19 protein-coding genes are annotated in these 17,463 nt (G+C 52.8%); 2 read left to right on the forward strand and 17 right to left on the reverse strand.

Annotated elements, in window-relative coordinates; all coding sequences use genetic code 11:
- Positions 1 to 61: 61 nt before the first annotated feature.
- The 9 genes from AK36_RS33155 to AK36_RS33180 form a co-directional block, all read right to left on the reverse strand.
- The gene (locus tag AK36_RS33155; protein ID WP_144410658.1) at positions 62 to 328 is read right to left on the reverse strand and encodes a hypothetical protein; all 267 of its coding nucleotides are present in this window, start codon (positions 326 to 328) and stop codon (positions 62 to 64) included.
- 12 nt (positions 329 to 340) lie between these two features.
- Positions 341 to 2,776 carry a portal protein gene (locus AK36_RS20020; protein WP_144410659.1) on the reverse strand — a complete coding sequence of 812 codons (2,436 nt, stop codon included), beginning with the start codon at positions 2,774 to 2,776 and terminating at the stop codon, positions 341 to 343.
- Positions 2,777 to 2,839: 63 nt separating this feature from the next.
- Complete coding sequence (locus AK36_RS33160; RefSeq protein WP_144410660.1) at positions 2,840 to 3,151, reverse strand: hypothetical protein; 312 nt, start codon at positions 3,149 to 3,151, stop codon at positions 2,840 to 2,842.
- Positions 3,152 to 3,196: 45 nt separating this feature from the next.
- Positions 3,197 to 3,481: a hypothetical protein gene (locus tag AK36_RS33165; RefSeq protein WP_144410661.1), complete on the reverse strand. Its 285-nt coding sequence runs from the start codon at positions 3,479 to 3,481 to the stop codon at positions 3,197 to 3,199.
- 67 nt (positions 3,482 to 3,548) lie between these two features.
- Positions 3,549 to 4,988, reverse strand: a complete 1,440-nt coding sequence (locus AK36_RS20025) for a DEAD/DEAH box helicase family protein (protein WP_144410662.1) — start codon at positions 4,986 to 4,988, stop codon at positions 3,549 to 3,551.
- Positions 4,954 to 5,229 carry an HMG-box domain-containing protein gene (locus AK36_RS33170; RefSeq protein WP_144410663.1) on the reverse strand — a complete coding sequence of 92 codons (276 nt, stop codon included), beginning with the start codon at positions 5,227 to 5,229 and terminating at the stop codon, positions 4,954 to 4,956. Before AK36_RS33170 ends, AK36_RS20025 begins: the two co-directional genes overlap by 35 nt.
- Before the next feature lie 1,358 nt (positions 5,230 to 6,587).
- On the reverse strand, positions 6,588 to 7,466 hold the full coding sequence (locus AK36_RS33175; RefSeq protein ID WP_176087171.1) for a terminase small subunit-like protein: 879 nt from the start codon (positions 7,464 to 7,466) through the stop codon (positions 6,588 to 6,590).
- Between the two features lie 15 nt (positions 7,467 to 7,481).
- A complete protein-coding gene (locus AK36_RS20030; protein ID WP_045579034.1) occupies positions 7,482 to 7,820 on the reverse strand; it encodes a hypothetical protein in 339 nt (112 codons plus the stop codon).
- Positions 7,821 to 7,968: 148 nt separating this feature from the next.
- A complete protein-coding gene (locus tag AK36_RS33180) occupies positions 7,969 to 9,096 on the reverse strand; it encodes an HNH endonuclease (RefSeq protein WP_106919333.1) in 1,128 nt (375 codons plus the stop codon).
- Between the two features lie 171 nt (positions 9,097 to 9,267).
- Between AK36_RS33180 and AK36_RS31465 the strand changes: the two genes are divergently transcribed.
- Positions 9,268 to 9,837: an HNH endonuclease signature motif containing protein gene (locus AK36_RS31465; RefSeq protein WP_080938694.1), complete on the forward strand. Its 570-nt coding sequence runs from the start codon at positions 9,268 to 9,270 to the stop codon at positions 9,835 to 9,837.
- 13 nt (positions 9,838 to 9,850) lie between these two features.
- Here the strand turns inward: AK36_RS31465 and AK36_RS20050 are convergent, their stop codons facing one another.
- Positions 9,851 to 10,105, reverse strand: coding sequence for a hypothetical protein (locus tag AK36_RS20050; RefSeq protein WP_052691564.1), 255 nt, complete (start codon positions 10,103 to 10,105; stop codon positions 9,851 to 9,853).
- 210 nt (positions 10,106 to 10,315) lie between these two features.
- Between AK36_RS20050 and AK36_RS20055 the strand changes: the two genes are divergently transcribed.
- A complete protein-coding gene (locus AK36_RS20055) occupies positions 10,316 to 11,071 on the forward strand; it encodes a hypothetical protein (protein ID WP_045579035.1) in 756 nt (251 codons plus the stop codon).
- A 245-nt stretch (positions 11,072 to 11,316) separates the two neighbouring features.
- Here AK36_RS20055 and AK36_RS33185 read toward each other — a convergent pair whose 3' ends face one another.
- The 7 genes from AK36_RS33185 to AK36_RS31470 all read right to left on the reverse strand — a co-directional run bounded on the left by AK36_RS33185 (position 11,317) and on the right by AK36_RS31470 (position 16,899).
- Positions 11,317 to 11,496 (reverse strand): hypothetical protein, encoded by a 180-nt coding sequence (locus AK36_RS33185; RefSeq protein ID WP_144410665.1) that lies wholly within the window; start codon positions 11,494 to 11,496, stop codon positions 11,317 to 11,319.
- 124 nt (positions 11,497 to 11,620) lie between these two features.
- Entirely contained in the window at positions 11,621 to 11,986 is a 366-nt protein-coding gene (locus tag AK36_RS20060) for an H-NS histone family protein (protein ID WP_045579036.1), read from the reverse strand.
- A 99-nt stretch (positions 11,987 to 12,085) separates the two neighbouring features.
- Positions 12,086 to 14,194: a hypothetical protein gene (locus AK36_RS20065; protein WP_045579037.1), complete on the reverse strand. Its 2,109-nt coding sequence runs from the start codon at positions 14,192 to 14,194 to the stop codon at positions 12,086 to 12,088.
- Between the two features lie 440 nt (positions 14,195 to 14,634).
- Positions 14,635 to 15,300, reverse strand: a complete 666-nt coding sequence (locus tag AK36_RS20070; RefSeq protein ID WP_045579038.1) for a hypothetical protein — start codon at positions 15,298 to 15,300, stop codon at positions 14,635 to 14,637.
- A 13-nt stretch (positions 15,301 to 15,313) separates the two neighbouring features.
- Positions 15,314 to 15,610 (reverse strand): hypothetical protein, encoded by a 297-nt coding sequence (locus AK36_RS20075; RefSeq protein ID WP_045579039.1) that lies wholly within the window; start codon positions 15,608 to 15,610, stop codon positions 15,314 to 15,316.
- 272 nt (positions 15,611 to 15,882) lie between these two features.
- Positions 15,883 to 16,230: a hypothetical protein gene (locus AK36_RS33190; RefSeq protein ID WP_144410666.1), complete on the reverse strand. Its 348-nt coding sequence runs from the start codon at positions 16,228 to 16,230 to the stop codon at positions 15,883 to 15,885.
- A gap of 69 nt (positions 16,231 to 16,299) precedes the next feature.
- The gene (locus AK36_RS31470) at positions 16,300 to 16,899 is read right to left on the reverse strand and encodes a GIY-YIG nuclease family protein (protein ID WP_080938696.1); all 600 of its coding nucleotides are present in this window, start codon (positions 16,897 to 16,899) and stop codon (positions 16,300 to 16,302) included.
- Positions 16,900 to 17,463 lie beyond the last annotated feature (564 nt).

Here is a 17,463-nt window from a genome sequence, read left to right on the forward strand (position 1 = left end):
AAATTGGAGCGATAGGGGGGGCGGCGGATGTGTTACCGTCGTAGTTACAGAGTTGGCCGAATTAACGGGTGTTGCCGCGTGCAGCAGCCATAGCCTGCGCCGACACTTGGCCGTCACCCAAAATGGAATTCAGGCAATTAAACCAAGTGCGTTGAACTGAAATATGGAGATACAGACGTTCGCGTTGCTCTGCGGTCGTAGCCTTTCGCCATTCTTCATAAAACTGCTTTTCCATTCGCCGGATAGCTTCCTGAAAAGCAGGATTTTCGATAAGTTGCTTTGCGCTCTGACCCAGCGCGATTTGCTGTTCTTTAGTTTGCTGACTCATGGTAACCACCGATTAAAATCCGGCTTGCTCCGGGTTTGGCTGCTGTTGAAACTGTGATGTTGCGTTGTAGACGTTTGCATGCGCATCAGCTACGTGTTGCATAGCGTCACGCATTAATGCCGTGTCTTGCGCACGTTGGTTATGTGTGTCTTCACGCATCTGATTGATTGCTGAATCCTGCAACTTGGCTTGATACTTCAGTTGAAGTTCGTATTGCTGCAATGCAATCTGTGCTGCATCTTTCTCGCGTAGGCGTTGATCCTCCTGAGCCGCTTTCAGTTGGTCCAGTTGTAGGCGTTGCGCTTCTAATTGGAGTTTCTGAGTCGCCGTCTGCTGTTCCGTTTGAGCCCGAATCATGTCCGGGTCAGGCTGGGGGGCTGGCTGTTGCGGGGGCGGGGGAGGCGGTTGGTTACCCGGAATCTGATTAAAGAACATGCCAGCGTTCTTAAACCCGGATAGTTCAACGATCTTTGCCAGAGTTGTAGAATACTGGCTGAGATTAACGAGTGGGTTTTGCGGTCCAAGCGTTTGCAGTAGCATTTCCTGCTTTGCTGCGATCTGTACCAGTGCCTGAATCTTTTGCTGAGCCGTACCGGTGCCAAGTGCGACATTGATATTTACAGACATATCCGCATTCCAGTAACGCGGATCAACGTCTACCCATTCTCCCCGCAGTTGGATCGTGCGCGGTTTATCCTGATACTTGCAACTCAGGTTCAGAATGAGTTTGAACACTTGTCGGAGTCCGTCTGTCAGAATCCGTCCAATGAGTTCGATACGGCCTTGGCTCGCGCTAACTTGCTGTTGAACAGCTAAAGCAGTAGTCGATTGCAACGTGTCAGCGGACAACCCCATAGACTGCATTGAGACGCCTGTACGCTTATCAAGCACCGTGTCCGTGTACTCGATCATTCCAAACGCGTCTTGACCCACAAACGGGGTGATAAGCGGCTGAGCCATCCCCGGCGCGCGCATGCGAATCACGGCCCCGGTTTCGTTGTTTAGAATGTCGTCGTAATTCACTTGCCCTTCAACGACCGCCATACGCGGGCGGATCGACTGAGCGAGCGAATCGAGGCTATCGCGCCAAACCTGCGTTTTGATCCGTTGCAGGTCGGCCGTGACGTCGGTAATCGACTGTCCAAAGAACGTGTGCGGCTCCGGATCGCAATGGAATACAGCGAACGGGATAAAGTCCACGGGCTCGCGTGCCACGATCTTGAAAGACGGGCCCAGCGTGCAAACCTTGTGTAGCTCTGCAATGCCGTCACCATCGGAGTCAACCCATGCGTAGGCTTCGCAGTAAAGAACACGTTGCAGGCTTGGATTAGCGCCTTCAAAGCCGCCTACGGTTCGTGCCCATGGCTGGCGCGCGATCCGTTCCACGTTCATATCGAGTTCGTTACTCGTTACGTGTTCGCGTACCACGTCCTCATCGTAGCCAAGGGCTACTAGTTCAGAGGTCGTCATCACCTGACGATGCGCCACAACGTTAAAGCCACGTGCACTAGGCGTATCGCATTCGAGACTACGGGCGCGCCGGTCGATCAAGAATTCTTCGGGCGGCACGCACTCAATTCGAATCTTCCCTTTCTTTGTCCGCCGCTTAACTTTGGCGTCAATGATCGGAATAGGAAGCGCCGACATGTCAGGGGTAATGTCGTATTCCTTGATTACCGAGATTTCCTCAACATCATCGTCTTTTTCAAGTAGGTCGAGGGCAACCGGATCAAGACCGGAATAGTTTTCAGTGCGGACGACTTCGGAATCGTCGTACCAAACTTTAACTATGCCGGTTTTGTATGCGAGTGCGTCTTTGATTGCCGCGTACAGTGTTCCGAATCCATCGTTATCACGCGTGAACACGTAATTAGCGAAGTCCGTAGCCTGTTCAGCAAAAGGAACGTCTTTCGGGCCCTGCGGTTCAAACTCCACGATATCGTTCGAGGACGTGAACATACGCATTAGGTCGGGCATCATTCCAAGGATCGTGTCCCGAACGTCGCGGCTGCTGATTTGCGAGCGTCCTGCCGGGTCTAATGCTGCATCCTCGTAGCCGGAGTCACCTTGTCCCGGTTCCACAACTTCTACGTGCCCTCTATAGGCTTCCGTAGCGTGCGCACGAAGTGGCCCGACTTCGTAATCAATGAATGTTCGGGCGTCCGTTAGCTGTTGCTGGATGATGGAGCCCAATTCCTCATCCGTTAGCGGTTCAGCTCGAAAGTTTCCACTGTTGACCGCACCTTGCTGTGCGCGATCTGCGCCAGCCGGGTAATCGTCAATTTTTTCTAGTCGGTCAAAGTAGTTGTTTCCTTGGTGAAGCGTTGAACCGTCGTATTCTCCACCTTGTTTTTGTATTCCACGCTGAGTCCAAGGTTGCGACCCGTTTTGCATCGCCTTACTTGGCGTATTGAACAAGTCTTTTCCGCCTTGTACTGGCGCTTTCATGCGTCGGCGTCGTGCCATGTTTCCCTCAGTGGATGAGGGGTAGTCGTGACCCTGCGTTATTGCTTAATACGAACCGCGCTTCTGATTTGCTTTCGGGGCGGTGCGGGGGTTGCCATTGCCTTTTTCCGGATTCATGAGACCCATAGCGGTCTTATTTCGCGCAGCCTTCGAATCGACCGGCGTATTCTTCGAAATAGTCGAGCGTCCGCCACCTGAGCTATCGCCTTGGCGAGTGATTTTGGAACCTTCCTTGTTTGCCACTGCCTTAAGTGGCTTTTCGTCGCGGTCCCAACTCGTCCCCGACTTCGGGATTGATTTCGACGTTGAATTGCCATGAGTTGCATAGCTGTCAGCCAGCCAGTTTTTAATTGCCATGATGCTTACCTTAATGAACGAAGAGGTGCGAATGCACTGGTGTTGTTACTTCTTTGTGGCTTTGCCTTGCTTGCCGTGAAAATTCGGCTGACTGGGAGTCGCGCCCTTATAGCGTGCGATTTCGCCAATCACGCCGTCCGGCATATTCTTTTTCGCACGTTGGGTAGCGCGCCCGCCGTGACCAAGTTTGTTTGATTTATCGGCGAACGTGCCCATTTTCTTGGTCGCGGATTTTGATTCTTTTGTGTCTTGATGGCGGGTCGTCCCCGCGTCTTTAGGCTTAAACATAGGGCAACCCTTGAATATCGAAAAAGGACGGGGGTAAGCCATTTACCCCCGCCGAAGCACAACTACGGAGTATGTATCATGGTAGATACTGTATTAAATTGGACCCTGCCTAGGCGACGCGCGGAACATTACGGCGAAGCGGCTTTTTAGAATTCCACATATACGACGCTGGATTGCCCGCGGTTGCCGCATCCGAAGCAAATGTAAGAATCAGCGAATCCGCAATGTCGGGGGAGCGGACGCCACGCTTCCTAATATCGGCCTTGGATTCAATTTTGATTTTGCCGCTCGATTGAAAATCGTAACGGACGGTCGCTAATTCTGCTTTTAGCTGGTTGTCGTTCGGTAGCTTAACTGCCCATGTTTCCAACCACTCGCGACACTTGTACCAAAGTTCCGCCCGCAGATTGATGTACTTGTCGCCTAGCGCTGGTGCTTCGCTAACGTTGACCCCGCGCACCGGGAGGCCCATTTCGCGGCCCCGGTCTACAACACCGGCACCGAGCCCGATAACGTCCACCAGTATCTCTAGCGGCCGCTCCTGATACGTGCAGTTGTCGTATAGGTGCTTGATCTTTCCTACGGTCTGCATCGTATCAAGGCCCGACCACCATTCGATATTGTCCCGGACAACGTTTCCGTGCCGGATACATAGGGCTGTTCGGTCAGTACCGAATCGCGCAACGTCTAGCCCCCATACGGGTCTAGTGTCTGGTGTTTCTCTAACGTCGCGATCAATTGCCGACTCGATAAGGTGCATCGGAATAACCGTATCGTCGTCAGAGAGCGGGAATTCCCCAAGTACACGAATACGGAAAGCGTTGCTATCTTCGCCAAATAGTAGTGCCTGTTCCTGAATGTACTCCTTGGAGACGCGCACGCTTTGGTGACAGTCAACCTTGAGCGTAAACCACTCGCCCGAGATAACACCGCAGTGGGTCTTATAGAAGAAGCCGGAGCTACGCGTAGGGTTGCCGAGTAGGATCGTGCAGGCGTTATGTCCCGACATAGAGCCGGATGCAGCTTCGAAAACTGCCTCTGGAATACCTGACGCCTCGTCACCAATCAGCAGCACGTTTTCCGAGTGCACACCTTGCAACGCTTCCGGCTGTTCCTGCCGTGATGTACGGAGCGAGATAAACGATTCTTCGGGGGCCGGTCCAAACTCGATACGGTCGGTCTTGATGTCGGCCATGGCGAGTAGCACGTCCGGCATTTTCTTCATCCAAGCCTTTAGCTCAGAATAGAGGGCGTCGTATAGCTGCGCAGAAGTAGGGGCGGTGATAACCGTTTTCTGCGGGAACCTAGTATAAAAATGCCAGATAGCGGCCCAACTTGTTGTCGTTGATTTGCCAACGCCGTGACCACTGCGGACAGAGATTTTCCGTTTACCCTCACCAATAGCGTTCAGAAACCGTCGTTGCCAGTCGTCGGCTTCGGCTCCTAATACCTCTTGAACGAATAGACAAGGATCGTGATAGTAGCGGGATCTGAACTCTACAAACGGATTGTTATCACTTGGTAGGCTGTTCGTGTGCGTGTTCGCCATCTAATTGACTCCGCGATGCTTCGTTATCGCGTAGTCGGGCGCGCCAGTGTTTTACATACCATTCGGCCGGAGCCTGCGGTAATTCTTTGTATGATTCAGATGAGAATGCGGGAATTACAGTCGGATGAAGTTGGCTGAGTTTGTGTTTAACAAACCGGAATAGGTCGCGGCCGAACAAAAATGAGCCGCCGCCTACAATGAAACCGAAGACTGTATAACCGATGACATGTAAGAATTCCATGATTACAACCTTTTGAGTTCGGATGGTTTGCGCAACAGAGAATCAATAACTACTCCCCTGTCTTCTGCATTAGAAAGAATATCGGTCAAGGTTGAAAAATGATATTCAATTAGATCCCTGTCGGTATATCGCATTTTCACCTTCTTGCCATCTGGCTTTGTGTGCTCTTTGCGGTCATCAAGTAGCATGACTGCCTCTGTTATTGTGGGTTGAGAGTAAGGGTGGCTTTCACGCCGTGTAGTGCCACTTGTTGCCCCATCCATTCGACCGCCGTTTCAACCTCGTCCATTGAGAAGTAAGCGTGATACGGCTTAGGCGTATGCACTTTTACGTGGATTGGGTTTGGAACGTATTCGCTGGGTTCTGTTTGCCCTACAGGTAGATAGCATTCGTGGACTTCCGAATAGCAGAGGTTCGGTTTATCTGAATGGGATTTATTTTGTTGTGATTTGCGAGTGCGGGCCATAGGAATATTTTCTCAATTAATAAAATTTTTTGTGCGCGGGGTGTAGGGAGTGGACAAAGACCGGGTTTTTTGCTAAGTTGATACGGAATTTTTTGGGGGATACTGCACATAGATATGGGAGTGTTCCCAAACTCGCCCCGGCCCTCCGATTAAGGGGAGGGGGTGCCGCACTGCATCGCGATAGATGCGCATGAGAATCGAGAAACGAATGAGAATGTTAATCGTTCGTAGTATCGGCGCTGGACTAGGCAATCATCCCGCATCGCGAATTAATAACCGCGACCGATAGTTGGCTTCGTTCTTTATTCCGATATCACGCAGATAGCAGCCGCAGAGTGGCCCAAAATTCGTTAGACGCTATTATGTAAAGCGTGTAAGCGATGTAATGTTAGCTCAAAGCATTGATTAATAAAGAAAAAGCAGTATCACTCAAAAAGTGCTGTAAGGTTGACTGGCATTATGTGCGGATCGCGCTGTAAGGTTGGAGCATTGGCCGATGATGACGGGACGACGAGCAGGATCGGGAGTAGTGGACCAGTCAACTGCCTATATCGCGCATTACGACGACAGATCGCGTAACGTGGAATAAATGGCGCACGGGTAAATCGTGTCCCGTCAAAGCCAAATACGTGCGCATCCGCTACCAGTGCGTGAGAATGCGTGTTTCCCTACCCAAATCAGGTTTCCGCTGTCTAAATCCGTTGCAGCAGGGTGAATCCGTTGCAGGCAGGTGCGAGCAGGGTCCGTTGAGCGTATTTCGACGCCATCTCAGCCTGTTTGAGCCCGTGAAGCGTCCGCTGCTGCCTTATTTCCCGTCGTCGCGTAATCGTGCATCGGTAGCGAAACCGGCCGTAGGCCGTATCTGCTGAGCGTGCACACGATCGACAGTGTTCTACTTCCCGATCCGCGTAGCTACTCGAGACACCGGAGCATTAAGCACACGTCTAACAGGCTGTTGCACTGTGCGCGATTGCTGAGGAACGGGCTTCTCTATATGCTGCGTCTGCACCGGATTAATTGTTGGCTCAGCGGGCTTTGCAGGTGTTCCAAATAGCTCAGCATCGTTGATCTTCAAGCTATCCGCTATATCGGTCGCCTGAGCGTTGGCAATCAGTTCGTCTAGTGTCACTTTGTCACCTTTCGTCGGTGTAGGCGCAGACGCCACGTGTTGCGAATGTACTGTTTCATTTTCAATCACCTTGAATTCCATATCCCTAAGCTGTTTCTCAGTTGTGGGAAGTTGGGGCGCGCGGTCATGCGTTTTTTGATGTTCTAGAGCGTCTACAGTAGGCGTTATTTGCGTCCACTGGGAGCCCGCTTCTAGCTCGTGTTTAACCTCGTGCGCCAGCATTACAGGGTTGCGCATCGCGGTCAGGAATAACGAGCCCAAATCGACGTTGACCGTTGTTTGCGCCCCATCCTTGTACTTCGCGTTCCAGACACCGGCAAGCCACTTTTTATTCTGGCCCACAAGCTGCTGTGCTGAAACTTCGATCTTTGTAGCCTTACCCTGCATCGCACGTTCAAGCGTCATTTCGGCACCGGCAACAATGTCATCGGCTAGCATGTGTGCCGCATCCTCTCTAACCGATTCGTAACGCTTGTACCGCTCCGACGTGTAGCGCAACCATTTCATCAAAAACTGTCGGCTACACTTGACGGCCTCCGCTATTTTCTGCAGCGACTGACCATCGGCCAAAAGTGTAAATATCCGTTCCTCTTTGTCGTCTAGGTCGTCAAGCGTTTTTCTCTGTAGTGGTTTCGCGCACATGATTGCAACCCCCGCTTATTTCCACAGGTTGTTCGTATTTTCGAAACCATCGAAGTTGCAGCGGATCTTAAAGTCAGTTGTCTTCACCGCGTAGATCGAATCAAACAGCGAGCGACGGTATCCAAGCGAGTTGTCGTATAGCTCATTAATAATACCGATTACCCGCGCGATTCGTTTTTGAAACGCCGTGATCGACTCGCCGTCATGTTGTTCAACATTTAGGGTAGCGTGGTCGCCGTCCGAAAGGTCCGATGCGAAAAGATGGATGCTGTACGTTGGCGTTTGTTCGCGCTCGCGCTTAGTCTCGTTTTCGATAAGGTCTTTGAAGTTCGTCGCGTTTTGGATGATAGTCATTTTGGTGTTCCTCTGTGATTGTGATTTGGGTGGAAGGTTTTTTATCAATGCAATGTAAATTGACGCTATGTCCAGTTGGCTGCGAGCCCCGTTTTTCGCTCAGTCTGGTATGCTGTACATGCGCTACAATTCATTATTTGAGCGCTTGTTAAATCAGACTAAAACTCACGGTCTCAGCGTTTGCAGCGGTATTTCGACGGCGTATGTGAGATAGCTTAATATTCGAAACCTCTGCTTTCGATACAAGAATGCCGCGCTTTATCTTTTCCTGCTTTTCGGCCGCCGCTTTTCGTTCTGCATCGCGACGGGCTTTCCGTTCGGCGTTCGTTGTTTCTCTGTGTTGACGCCAATATCGCTTTTCGATCATCACCTCGTCCGCAGCCCGCTGATACCATTCCTCCTCATCGCGGACGGCGAGCGGTCCCCATATCTCTAGTTCTTTTGCACGTCGCCACGCCTTAGCTTTTTCCATTTCATCAGGTTCGAAGTTGTGCCACTCGCACATAATTTTCTTGTCTGGGCCGGTCCAACGAATCTCAGCCCGAATGTAATTGGTGAACACACGTATGCCGCGCTCGCCCGACTTAGACTTGCGTGCGATACGGGTAGATGCGTGCTGTGCAGGGGTTGCTAATCTGAGGTTGCAAATGCGCTCATCGTCCGGGTTGCGGTTAGCGTGTGTCACCATGTAACCGGGCGGAACGTCGCAACCGCTGTTCATCACCCAAATGATGTTGGAGGTTAGGGGGTCCATGCGTATCCCGTTGCACATGAAATGGACCTGTCGTCGGCCTTCGCGCCCCTGTGGTGTTCCAGCACGCTTACCTGCAAATCGGGTGTTGAATTTTCGTTGAATACTCTCAGACACAAAATGATGGACCGGTCGCTTACGCCATATCAAGTAGCCGGTCTTTTTGTCGTGCCGGAAGCATTCGTGAAAGAACGTATAGTACTGAGTTAGGTTTGGCGGAGTTCGCGCTACCTTATCTAACTCGGATCGGCGAATAACTTTTAGGTTGCTCCACTTGCGATTTGTTGAATCGCTGTCCCGGTAGACGATGACATGGTATTGCGGAAGGTCTTCGCCTTTATGCAGTGCATAGATTGCGCGGCCGATCTGCACGCTACGCACATGGCCCCCGGTACGGAGCAAAACCTTCGCCCCAGATAGAACGCGGTTGGTCTCGCGGTTGCGGATCAAGCCTGTTCGCGGGTTGTACTGTATTTGTGCCCGTAGCTGCTCGATAACGTCGGCACTGAATTCGACTGGGTGCATGATATTTGTAACTTGGTAGAGGGGAATTTCCTAATCTCTATCAAATTACGGGTAGAGGGCTGGCAAAGCTCAGGGTCCGGAACCCCCTGTTTTTTGTCAGAAAACTAAACTTATTCGGAGTGGGGCACCCTTGGCCAATTTGATGTAACTCAACCAAATCGGAGTTACATCATGGCTACTATTTCTCGCCCACTTCCCGAAACATCGTATCTGCGCCAGTGTTTCCGCACTACCAAAGGCAGCGGAAGACTAATCTGGCTGGAACGACCGCTTTGTCATTTCGATACGAAAATTGAACAATTGCGGTGGAACCAGCGGTATGCAGGTAAGCGAGCATGCAAAGAACACGGGACGCGCGTCTATCGCTACGTGCTGCTAGACGGTGTGCAGTATCGAGCTAACCGTATTTGCTATGCCCTGTATCATGGGAAATGTCCGGTCGATATGGAGATCGACCATCGGAACCGGAAGCGCGATGACAATAGCGAACGGAACCTGTTCGCAGTGTCGCATGAGACTAACGGCCGCAATAGAGGGCTGTACGCGAGCAACACAACCGGGGTTACCGGTGTCTCATGGCGTGAGGATCGGAAGCGCTGGCGTGCGCTCGCTATGGGAGAGAACAGCAAGCAAGTGCACCTTGGCTACTTTATTGAGTTTGCCGATGCGGTACAGGCCCGAAAGCAGTGGATGCGCACGGTAGGGGTACGGATCGGGTACGCAAGGAATCACGGCGTCTAAGGCCATCGTTTCGTTAGGTCCGTCCGGCCTCATCCTGCAGAAGCCGCCGCAGCTTGTACAGCGCGACGAGGTGTGACCCTCCCGTGTCCTCTTTCCAGACCTGCTCAACGATCTCGCGGTAGTGCTCCGCCTCGTCCAACACCTGCCGCATGCGCACGATTTCGATGATGAGTGTGCGTACCTCGTGCCCTTCGGGATACCGGCGCCAGATTTCTCGCAGCTGGCGCGCGGTCGGAGACTGGATCGAGGGGAGGGGCGGCTTGGGCATGGCGTTACGAGTACTGTATGGGCATACAGTACTATGCCTGCGGAACTCCGTCAATTCGATGGGAACGAGGCCGAAAAGATCCCCTAAAATCAGGGGGCATTGTTTATCAGAGGCCCCCGGATCATGACTGCAACTGGGGGCGTGAATCATGCCGGGCCTGGCTGGCCAAAACCCCGATTATCGGGGCGTGAAGATAGTAATGGGGGTGCGATGCAAGCAGAAGTCAAACGTCTGGAGCTGTCTGAGACCGCCCTTCAGGCGCTGAGTCCGCTTCAGCGGTACGTCTTCGCTCTGGTCGGGCATGTCTTCAACGAGCTGATTCTCTTGCAGAAATGGGCACATTCAAGCCGCAGGTCCCCGGGCAACCCCGGGCCGCAAGAAGATGCAGGGGTGGCCATCACGATGTTCCTGATACGACTGCTGTCTGCAAAGGTGTATGAGGCCCTCCACGATGACGCTTTGGGGAAGAAGTGTGTTGCTGAGGTGCTTCGCGCCGACTACTTCGGAAAGGTCGATGGCTTGAATGACAAATGGGATGCCGTTCTGAAGCAGTATGAGGCGTTAGAGTGGCTCGGCTGGATACGCAACAAGGGTGGATTCCACTACATGAAGGCAAATCAGTGGGCACCGTACTTGGATGACACGATTTGCAGCGGTGCCTACGTCTATGTGGGCAATCGTTATGGCGACACCTATTACCACTGGGCAGACATGGCAGCCGCGCTACCAGCGATGAGCCATGTGAACCCTGAGGTTCCCATGAAAGGGCTCGAACAAATGCTGGGCGACCTAGGGCAGCTCCTCGGTGACGTTACCGAATGCCTTGCGCGCGGCTTGCAGGCGTTCTTGAACGAGAGTGGCATCGGAGATTCGCTGTCTGATCCCATCCGGTTCGATGCACCGCCAATCGACGCCTCCTCACTGCACTACTTCTTCGCAGACGAGCACATAGGCGGGGGCGGCTGAGCTAGCGATTTGCAAACAGACGTATTTTATTTGGTGGACGTTGAGAACGTGGAATGCATCATGGTCCCTTTTAATTAACAAGTCTCCAATCTATTCAGTACGAAGAATCGTAGCCAGTTAATTACGGCTTTGCAGGCGATGCAGAATCGAGCATTCGCCTTTGGACTCGCTAAGGGAATGCAGTTTCAGAAATGAAAAAGCCCCGACAACTTGACCGGTTGTCGGGGTTTTTTGTTTTGGTGCTGTCACTTCATTAGCAGCACAAGAATTGGATTCAGGTTGTTCCATGCGGCACGCAAGCACGCTTTAACCTCTTTTTCGGTTGTCGTAGCCATCGCCTCGTTTATCAGTGCGAGCGCAGCACGCACACGTTCGTCTGTTCGTGCGATATCCGATTCGCACAGACTCTTTTTCAACTCTTGCATTGGATCACCGTCGTCTTGGTGTTAATTGTCGGATGCTGGTGTTACTCCGGTTTAGCGGCTCCGCCGACAGGCGGATGGGGCGGGGTGCTCGTGCTGTCTTTCCTGCCTGTGCGAGGCCCGGAATCTAGCTTTGGCGCTCGTCCACGCGGTTAATCAGGAAGTTGGATTTGTCACCGACGATCCAAGCCGGGGAGCGACCCTTACCACTCCACGTTGCGCCGGTCTCCGGATTGCGATATTTCGCGGCCAGCGTCGGAACCGTCTTGCTCCGTTGCGTGCGGTCCTGTCTGACTTTCCTCTGGAGGCCGTATTTCTGACCCAGCTGCGCCACGATCTTTTCGGCCAGCGGCTGCCCGTGCATGTCAATCATCGCGAGGATTTGGGCTATGGTGTTGGCTTCTTCCTCAGCCTTGAGCGCTTCGATTTGCTCGCTCAACGCCTTTTGCTGTGCCAGAAGGTCGGCAAGATTCGGAGTGGGTTTAGTTGTCATTTTCGGATTTTCCTTTTCGTTTCGGTATGGATTAGGTGCTGATCGTTGCACCATAAACCAGATAGTGCCCGGGGAGTATCGGATTAGTCAACAGTCTTTTTAAGCCTGCGTACTCGTCAGCTTCTTAGCTGCTTTAACACCGGCAGGGGTGCGCTTCCATTCTGCATACGTCGGAATGGTGGAGCGCTCGTTAAATTCCTTCCAAAACTTTGAACCCGCTTTCTTGAGGCGCGAGATTTGGACGGTCAGTGCATTGTGGCGCTTGCCGCCCGGAGTCTGGAGCCATACTTTTTTCAACGCGGCTTCGAGCTTCCCTTTCGGGCTCTTGGCACGGGCCGCGTTATGCTTCCGTTCTTCTTCAGCAGTGCGGCGATACTCGTATTGCAAGACCACAGCCTTATCGCATTTCGAGTTCAAAATCAGCGGTTCATAGATACCGAGCACACGTCCCGGGAGCTTGACTCCCAAACTCTTGGCGATTGCCTGAAAGCGTGCGCTCAGTTCCTCAGCAATCCGCCTATCTGTGACGATGAACAGGCAGGGTTCTTTCGAGTCAGCATCACGTGCTGCGATACGAAACAGAACTTGGAGCGCGTAATCAAGTGTGCGGTCCACATCAGAGCTATAGCCGGGGGCCACGCGTTTAAGGAATTCTTTGTCTTCCGGGCCGTACTGCATCGTGGCCAGAAAAGCGGCCCCGTTGTAGTGCTTCCACTTGTTCAGACCGTGCGCCACCATCGGCAGTTTGCGAAGCTTGCCCGGAAAGTGTGTAGCCAGTTCTTCAGCTTCCCAAACCTTGGACGCCTCACTTTGGTTGTCCAACTTGTACTTAGCGTTCACGCCCACACACAGGCGCTTAACCTTCACGCGTCCCGGCCGACCAAAGTTTTCTTGTCGGGCCCATTCGGTATACAGTTTCAGACTCTCGCTGACCATGTACCGGATAACCGACGTTTCCAGCACATTAGGCTTGATACCGGTCAGCAGCTTTTCCACTTCTTCACTACCCTTACGCTTGATGCTGTTTCGTCCAGACATGGCGGTTTCAAACGCAGACCGATAGGTAGGGGCCCGTCCGCTATGCAGCCGGGACCATTCAGCGTTCGTAGCCTGTAACTGGCGCTTGCTGGCCTTACGATCATGCTTGACCACGATTCCCGAAGTCATAGCCGTTTTGGTCAGGGAGGACCCGTTAAGATCGAAAACGTAGGTAACCTTCACGTGCTGCAAACGCTCCATCAGTTTCTTGAAACGCGCGGCATCCACGTACTTAGACGTAATATCCTTCAACGGTCGGAATTCGTCCCGTCCCTCATCGTTCAGGAAATGGAACATCTGCGACGACTCAAAGAATGCAGACAGAATTAGAACTTGCGTGTATCCGGCGAACATGCGGATAGGGTTGAACACCTTGGCAATCTGGTAGTTTTCACCTGTCTTGTCGGTCTTGACCGAAACGTACACGTCCACCGACGACGAGCGCACGTATTCCAGAAATTCAACGATATCTGTAGCTCGCTTGTGTCGGGTCGTGGACTCAGGAATCAGTGCCTCAATCTCTGCGACAGTGGGAACAGGCAGACCGCCAATCGTGTTCCAAGTCATGATGGAGGTGTAATCTTGGTCGCTGACGCTGTATGTCTTCGTCATTTCCATCAGCGTGGTTTTCACCTTGCGGCCGGTACTCGTCAGCATCCACCGTTCAGCCAGTAGGTGCGCGTACACCTCACGCGGTAGAACCATCTTATAGTTTCGTTCAAGGCAGGCGCGGGCCTCGTCGTACACCAGCGATACGCGATCCTTAGCGCGGCCAAGATCGGACGAGGCGCGGGCGATACATTCGTGCGTGCACAACAGCACGGTACCGTTGGCCACGGCTTCAATGCCAAGCTTCTTAGATCCCATCAGCGCGGCTTGGAATACTTGGCTGATCGGCACGCCCTTAATCGGGTCGATGTTCATGATCTTGGTTTCGTCCACGCCACGGGCCAACAAATCGGCCTGCACTTGGTCCAACAGTTTCCGGCTAGGTGCGGCATACACCAGCACACAGGGATGCGCGTTGTCTACGTGCTCTTGCGCGATATCGAGGAAACGGAACGTCTTGCCTACACCGCAAATCCCGTTCACGAAGTACAGGGGTTCGCGTTCGCCCATCAGGCTACGGGCATCAATTCGGTTCAGGACTTCGGGCTTGGTTGAGAACATGATTAATTCCTAGGCTGGCTACTGATTATTTACGATCTGCTGTAATCTACAGCGCTCGTTCTAAATTAAATTAGGGGCCAGTCGAGGGCACGGGAAGGGGCAATAAATGGCCTCAAAACGAGGTTTTCGTGCCGCTGGCCAAAAGTTGCAATTTTCGCTTCAAAATCGCGGTACTCTATTGGGGCTTTCGCCCCGGGGGATGGTTGTAATCCACCCAATATGGGAGATATACCGTCGTAGATTACAATTGGTGCAGCTTTGGTTTTCCAGCATCCACCGCGCGCCAGCGCAAATAGAGTACCGTTTTCTACAGGGAGACGGGTTTTCGAGTGACTGGCTGCGGGCGTTCAAATAATCGATTCTCACGCGGCTACAGCTATCCAGATTGAGCCGTTTCGGCCCCGGACTAGGAAAGGGTAGTCGAGACCCTATCAGGCTGTTTAAGCCGCTTTCCGGCTGTCCCGGTTGCGGATCGTGTCGAGCAATGCGGCGAGTTCCGGATTGTCTTGGACCAGCAGCTTTTTGATGTAGGCGCAGAAATTCGGGTGCTTCGCCTTGATATGGTCCAGTGCTGCGGAATCCACGGCGATACTCTGCGTCGCCTTTTTGCCGCTCAGGGGCACGTGCTTAATCCCGCGTACCGCGTCCCACTCGTCATCTGACACGGTGCCCGCACAGAACGCGGGCACCCGGGGTACAGTGGTCATGTGGCTAGGCCCGGATTCAGCAGCCATGGTCTGAGACAGCAGCGCAGTAGCGATCATCGCATCAGGAATGCCGTGCTCTGACAAGTTTTGAACGAGTGAGGCCATGCCCTCAAGGGTCGCGTCTTTCAGCAGGTCAGCGGCCTTGAGCCGTTCAACGTCGTCCTTCGTCGTCATCCACATACGGGTACTGTTGTCTTGGCGTCCGCTAAGTTCTGCATACTCTGCGCGTATCTCTGCGAGTGCGGCGCGCAGTTTCGCATTCTCAGCCTCTGCAACTTCCAAGCGGGCTGCTTTGTCTTCGAGTGCGGTCACCTTGTCTACAAGTGCATTCCACTTGTATGCCGGAATTTGTGCGGGTTCAGTCGTGGAACCGGCCGTGAGAGCGGTAGTGGTGTACATGGCCGGTCTCCGCTTAAACGTGCAGGGGGTGAGCACGGGTCATGATCGGGGCCGGGACGTCAAGCGGCTCAGTATCCGGCTGAGTCGTGACCGTATCCTCTGCGAGAAAGGAAAGCGCGTCCCCTTGGTGCGCTTCTGCTGCTGCGCTTGCCATGGTTGCAATCTGCGATTCGGTTACTTCGATGAGAGTGGCCAGCGATTCAGCAGCGGCAGTCTGATAGCGTTCTACGGCTTGTTGACGGGCTTGGCGTGCTGCTTGGATGCGCGCTTGGACTGCGGCGAACTTGGTGGAAATTTGCGACGAGGACATGGTACGACTCCGGTATGTGCTGATAAAAAGCCGGGAGTCGTTGCCGGGAGGATACTGCGGGGACTGTGCTGCATCCAAGCCACATAGATAAGGGTCGGACACATCACAAGACAGAGTATGAAGAATTCCGGTATAGCTAGCAAATAATTTTTGGGTATTTGCGAGTCGCGTATCATGGCGCGTAGTTATAAATGGTAACACCAGACCGCCCGGTGTTACCTCGTTGGTGTTACTCAGCTTTGCGTGTCGGATACAAGATGGAACTTATGCGGCTACCGGTACTTCGGAGGGAGCCGCGACGGGTCGTCAATCTCTACGCGAGTCGATCTCACAATCGCTTCAAAGATGGATTTCATCAGCGTATGTGTGGGCGAGCCTTCCGGCTCAGAATATTGGCGCTCGCGTGCCTGTTCTCGCGTCCACTGCGCGAGCGCCATACGTTTTTCTTCCGAGTCTTCGATATCTTCAGGCAAGTCTGTAACATATGCCGATACGACAGGATCGTCGTAATCACGATGGTACGAAACGAGCACGAGGGGTTTTCCTCTGTATTTCTCGATATCAAAAATTGGAATGTACCTACGGTTGAATTGCCAAAGCACTACGGTAATTTCTGACATTAATACTCCCTTGGCTTTTTGAGGGGGCAGAAGTGCAGTCTACAATCTGTTGTTGTGATGGATCGTTGCTTACCAGCAATCGCAATCTTGACCGCAACCCGGTGGCATACTGCACTCAGACGAGACGGGAGGATTGCTTAAGTCTAGTGGTTGATATGCAACATTTTTACGCCCGTTGAGCACGTAATCGCTTTCCCAAGAATAAATAACCCCAATATCACGCTCTGGGCAGTGATAGCAGTACATGCGAAAACTATGGTTTTCATAAAGGAAGTCGTGCACTAATTCTCTTGCGCGGTGCGGATTAACCCCAAACCATTCTGATTTTCGACCTGATACGGGAAATTTGAATCGCTCATATTTCTCCTCTAGCATGCGGTGAGTTGAACGTTCTATTTCGCCAATGGTTTCCGAACTGACGCCTTCCCGAATTTTGAAGGCGCAAAGTAGGGTGTAATGCCGGTTGCCCGTGCTGCTTGATCTTGTTGTAAGTTGGCCCTTGGTTTTCCCAACCTTGGCCTCGTTAAGATTCTGTGTATTTACCCCAATGTAAATCCATCCATCATCGGAGTTCTCCTGCCGCTGTCTCTCCCGTTCAACTTCAGACGATTTGAAGTCGTCGTAATCGTGCTCATTGAATTCGTCTCGCCAGTTTTTGTTTATCGCCATTTTCAACCCTCCCAATCAAGGAATGGCAGCCCCCGCGACTATCGGGAAACACACACGCAGCGTTGCGCAGCCGCCTTTGCTGTTTGTGTTGCCGAACACTCGGTACCGAAAGAGAGTCTAACGCGAAGTGGGGAACGAGCGCGTCGACGGGCAGATTCGGGATCACAGGGAACCGCGTAGCATCTCCACGGTAAACTACTGGATCTATGAATACCGACCACCTGAGTCCCGCCGCGCTCGAACCTATCGCGCTACGCGCAATCCCGGTTGAACAAATCAAGCGTTCCACACGCGAGCGCCCGGAACTGGTTGCACATGTCTTGCGCATCCTGCAACGGGATCTTGCCATCGTGACGGAGCTTGCACGGCGGGCACCCTACATGTTGGGTGGACCAGTACACGCGTCCGTCCGGCAGTCCCTAATAGAGTTGTCGGCGTCAGTCGTGAGGCAGGGGGCGCGGACTCGCTGGAGCCCATACCACGCAAGCCCGCTTGAAGTCAGGGAGGTTGCTAGGGGTATCCTGAGAGCGTCAGGGAAATGAAACGGTAAGTTCGGATCGGAGC

Source organism: Burkholderia vietnamiensis LMG 10929, assembly GCF_000959445.1.
Classification (GTDB): domain Bacteria; phylum Pseudomonadota; class Gammaproteobacteria; order Burkholderiales; family Burkholderiaceae; genus Burkholderia; species Burkholderia vietnamiensis.

What these genes read in the sequence shown, in the direction of transcription:
- AK36_RS33155 (WP_144410658.1), bottom strand. Translation starts at nt 328, where the DNA reads ATGAGTCAGCAAACTAAAGAACAGCAAATCGCGCTGGGTCAGAGCGCA.
- AK36_RS20020 (WP_144410659.1), bottom strand. Translation starts at nt 2,776, where the DNA reads ATGAAAGCGCCAGTACAAGGCGGAAAAGACTTGTTCAATACGCCAAGT.
- AK36_RS33160 (WP_144410660.1), bottom strand. Translation starts at nt 3,151, where the DNA reads ATGGCAATTAAAAACTGGCTGGCTGACAGCTATGCAACTCATGGCAAT.
- AK36_RS33165 (WP_144410661.1), bottom strand. Translation starts at nt 3,481, where the DNA reads ATGGCTTACCCCCGTCCTTTTTCGATATTCAAGGGTTGCCCTATGTTT.
- AK36_RS20025 (WP_144410662.1), bottom strand. Translation starts at nt 4,988, where the DNA reads ATGGCGAACACGCACACGAACAGCCTACCAAGTGATAACAATCCGTTT.
- AK36_RS33170 (WP_144410663.1), bottom strand. Translation starts at nt 5,229, where the DNA reads ATGGAATTCTTACATGTCATCGGTTATACAGTCTTCGGTTTCATTGTA.
- AK36_RS33175 (WP_176087171.1), bottom strand. Translation starts at nt 7,466, where the DNA reads ATGTGCGCGAAACCACTACAGAGAAAAACGCTTGACGACCTAGACGAC.
- AK36_RS20030 (WP_045579034.1), bottom strand. Translation starts at nt 7,820, where the DNA reads ATGACTATCATCCAAAACGCGACGAACTTCAAAGACCTTATCGAAAAC.
- AK36_RS33180 (WP_106919333.1), bottom strand. Translation starts at nt 9,096, where the DNA reads ATGCACCCAGTCGAATTCAGTGCCGACGTTATCGAGCAGCTACGGGCA.
- AK36_RS31465 (WP_080938694.1), top strand. Translation starts at nt 9,268, where the DNA reads ATGGCTACTATTTCTCGCCCACTTCCCGAAACATCGTATCTGCGCCAG.
- AK36_RS20050 (WP_052691564.1), bottom strand. Translation starts at nt 10,105, where the DNA reads ATGCCCAAGCCGCCCCTCCCCTCGATCCAGTCTCCGACCGCGCGCCAG.
- AK36_RS20055 (WP_045579035.1), top strand. Translation starts at nt 10,316, where the DNA reads ATGCAAGCAGAAGTCAAACGTCTGGAGCTGTCTGAGACCGCCCTTCAG.
- AK36_RS33185 (WP_144410665.1), bottom strand. Translation starts at nt 11,496, where the DNA reads ATGCAAGAGTTGAAAAAGAGTCTGTGCGAATCGGATATCGCACGAACA.
- AK36_RS20060 (WP_045579036.1), bottom strand. Translation starts at nt 11,986, where the DNA reads ATGACAACTAAACCCACTCCGAATCTTGCCGACCTTCTGGCACAGCAA.
- AK36_RS20065 (WP_045579037.1), bottom strand. Translation starts at nt 14,194, where the DNA reads ATGTTCTCAACCAAGCCCGAAGTCCTGAACCGAATTGATGCCCGTAGC.
- AK36_RS20070 (WP_045579038.1), bottom strand. Translation starts at nt 15,300, where the DNA reads ATGTACACCACTACCGCTCTCACGGCCGGTTCCACGACTGAACCCGCA.
- AK36_RS20075 (WP_045579039.1), bottom strand. Translation starts at nt 15,610, where the DNA reads ATGTCCTCGTCGCAAATTTCCACCAAGTTCGCCGCAGTCCAAGCGCGC.
- AK36_RS33190 (WP_144410666.1), bottom strand. Translation starts at nt 16,230, where the DNA reads ATGTCAGAAATTACCGTAGTGCTTTGGCAATTCAACCGTAGGTACATT.
- AK36_RS31470 (WP_080938696.1), bottom strand. Translation starts at nt 16,899, where the DNA reads ATGGCGATAAACAAAAACTGGCGAGACGAATTCAATGAGCACGATTAC.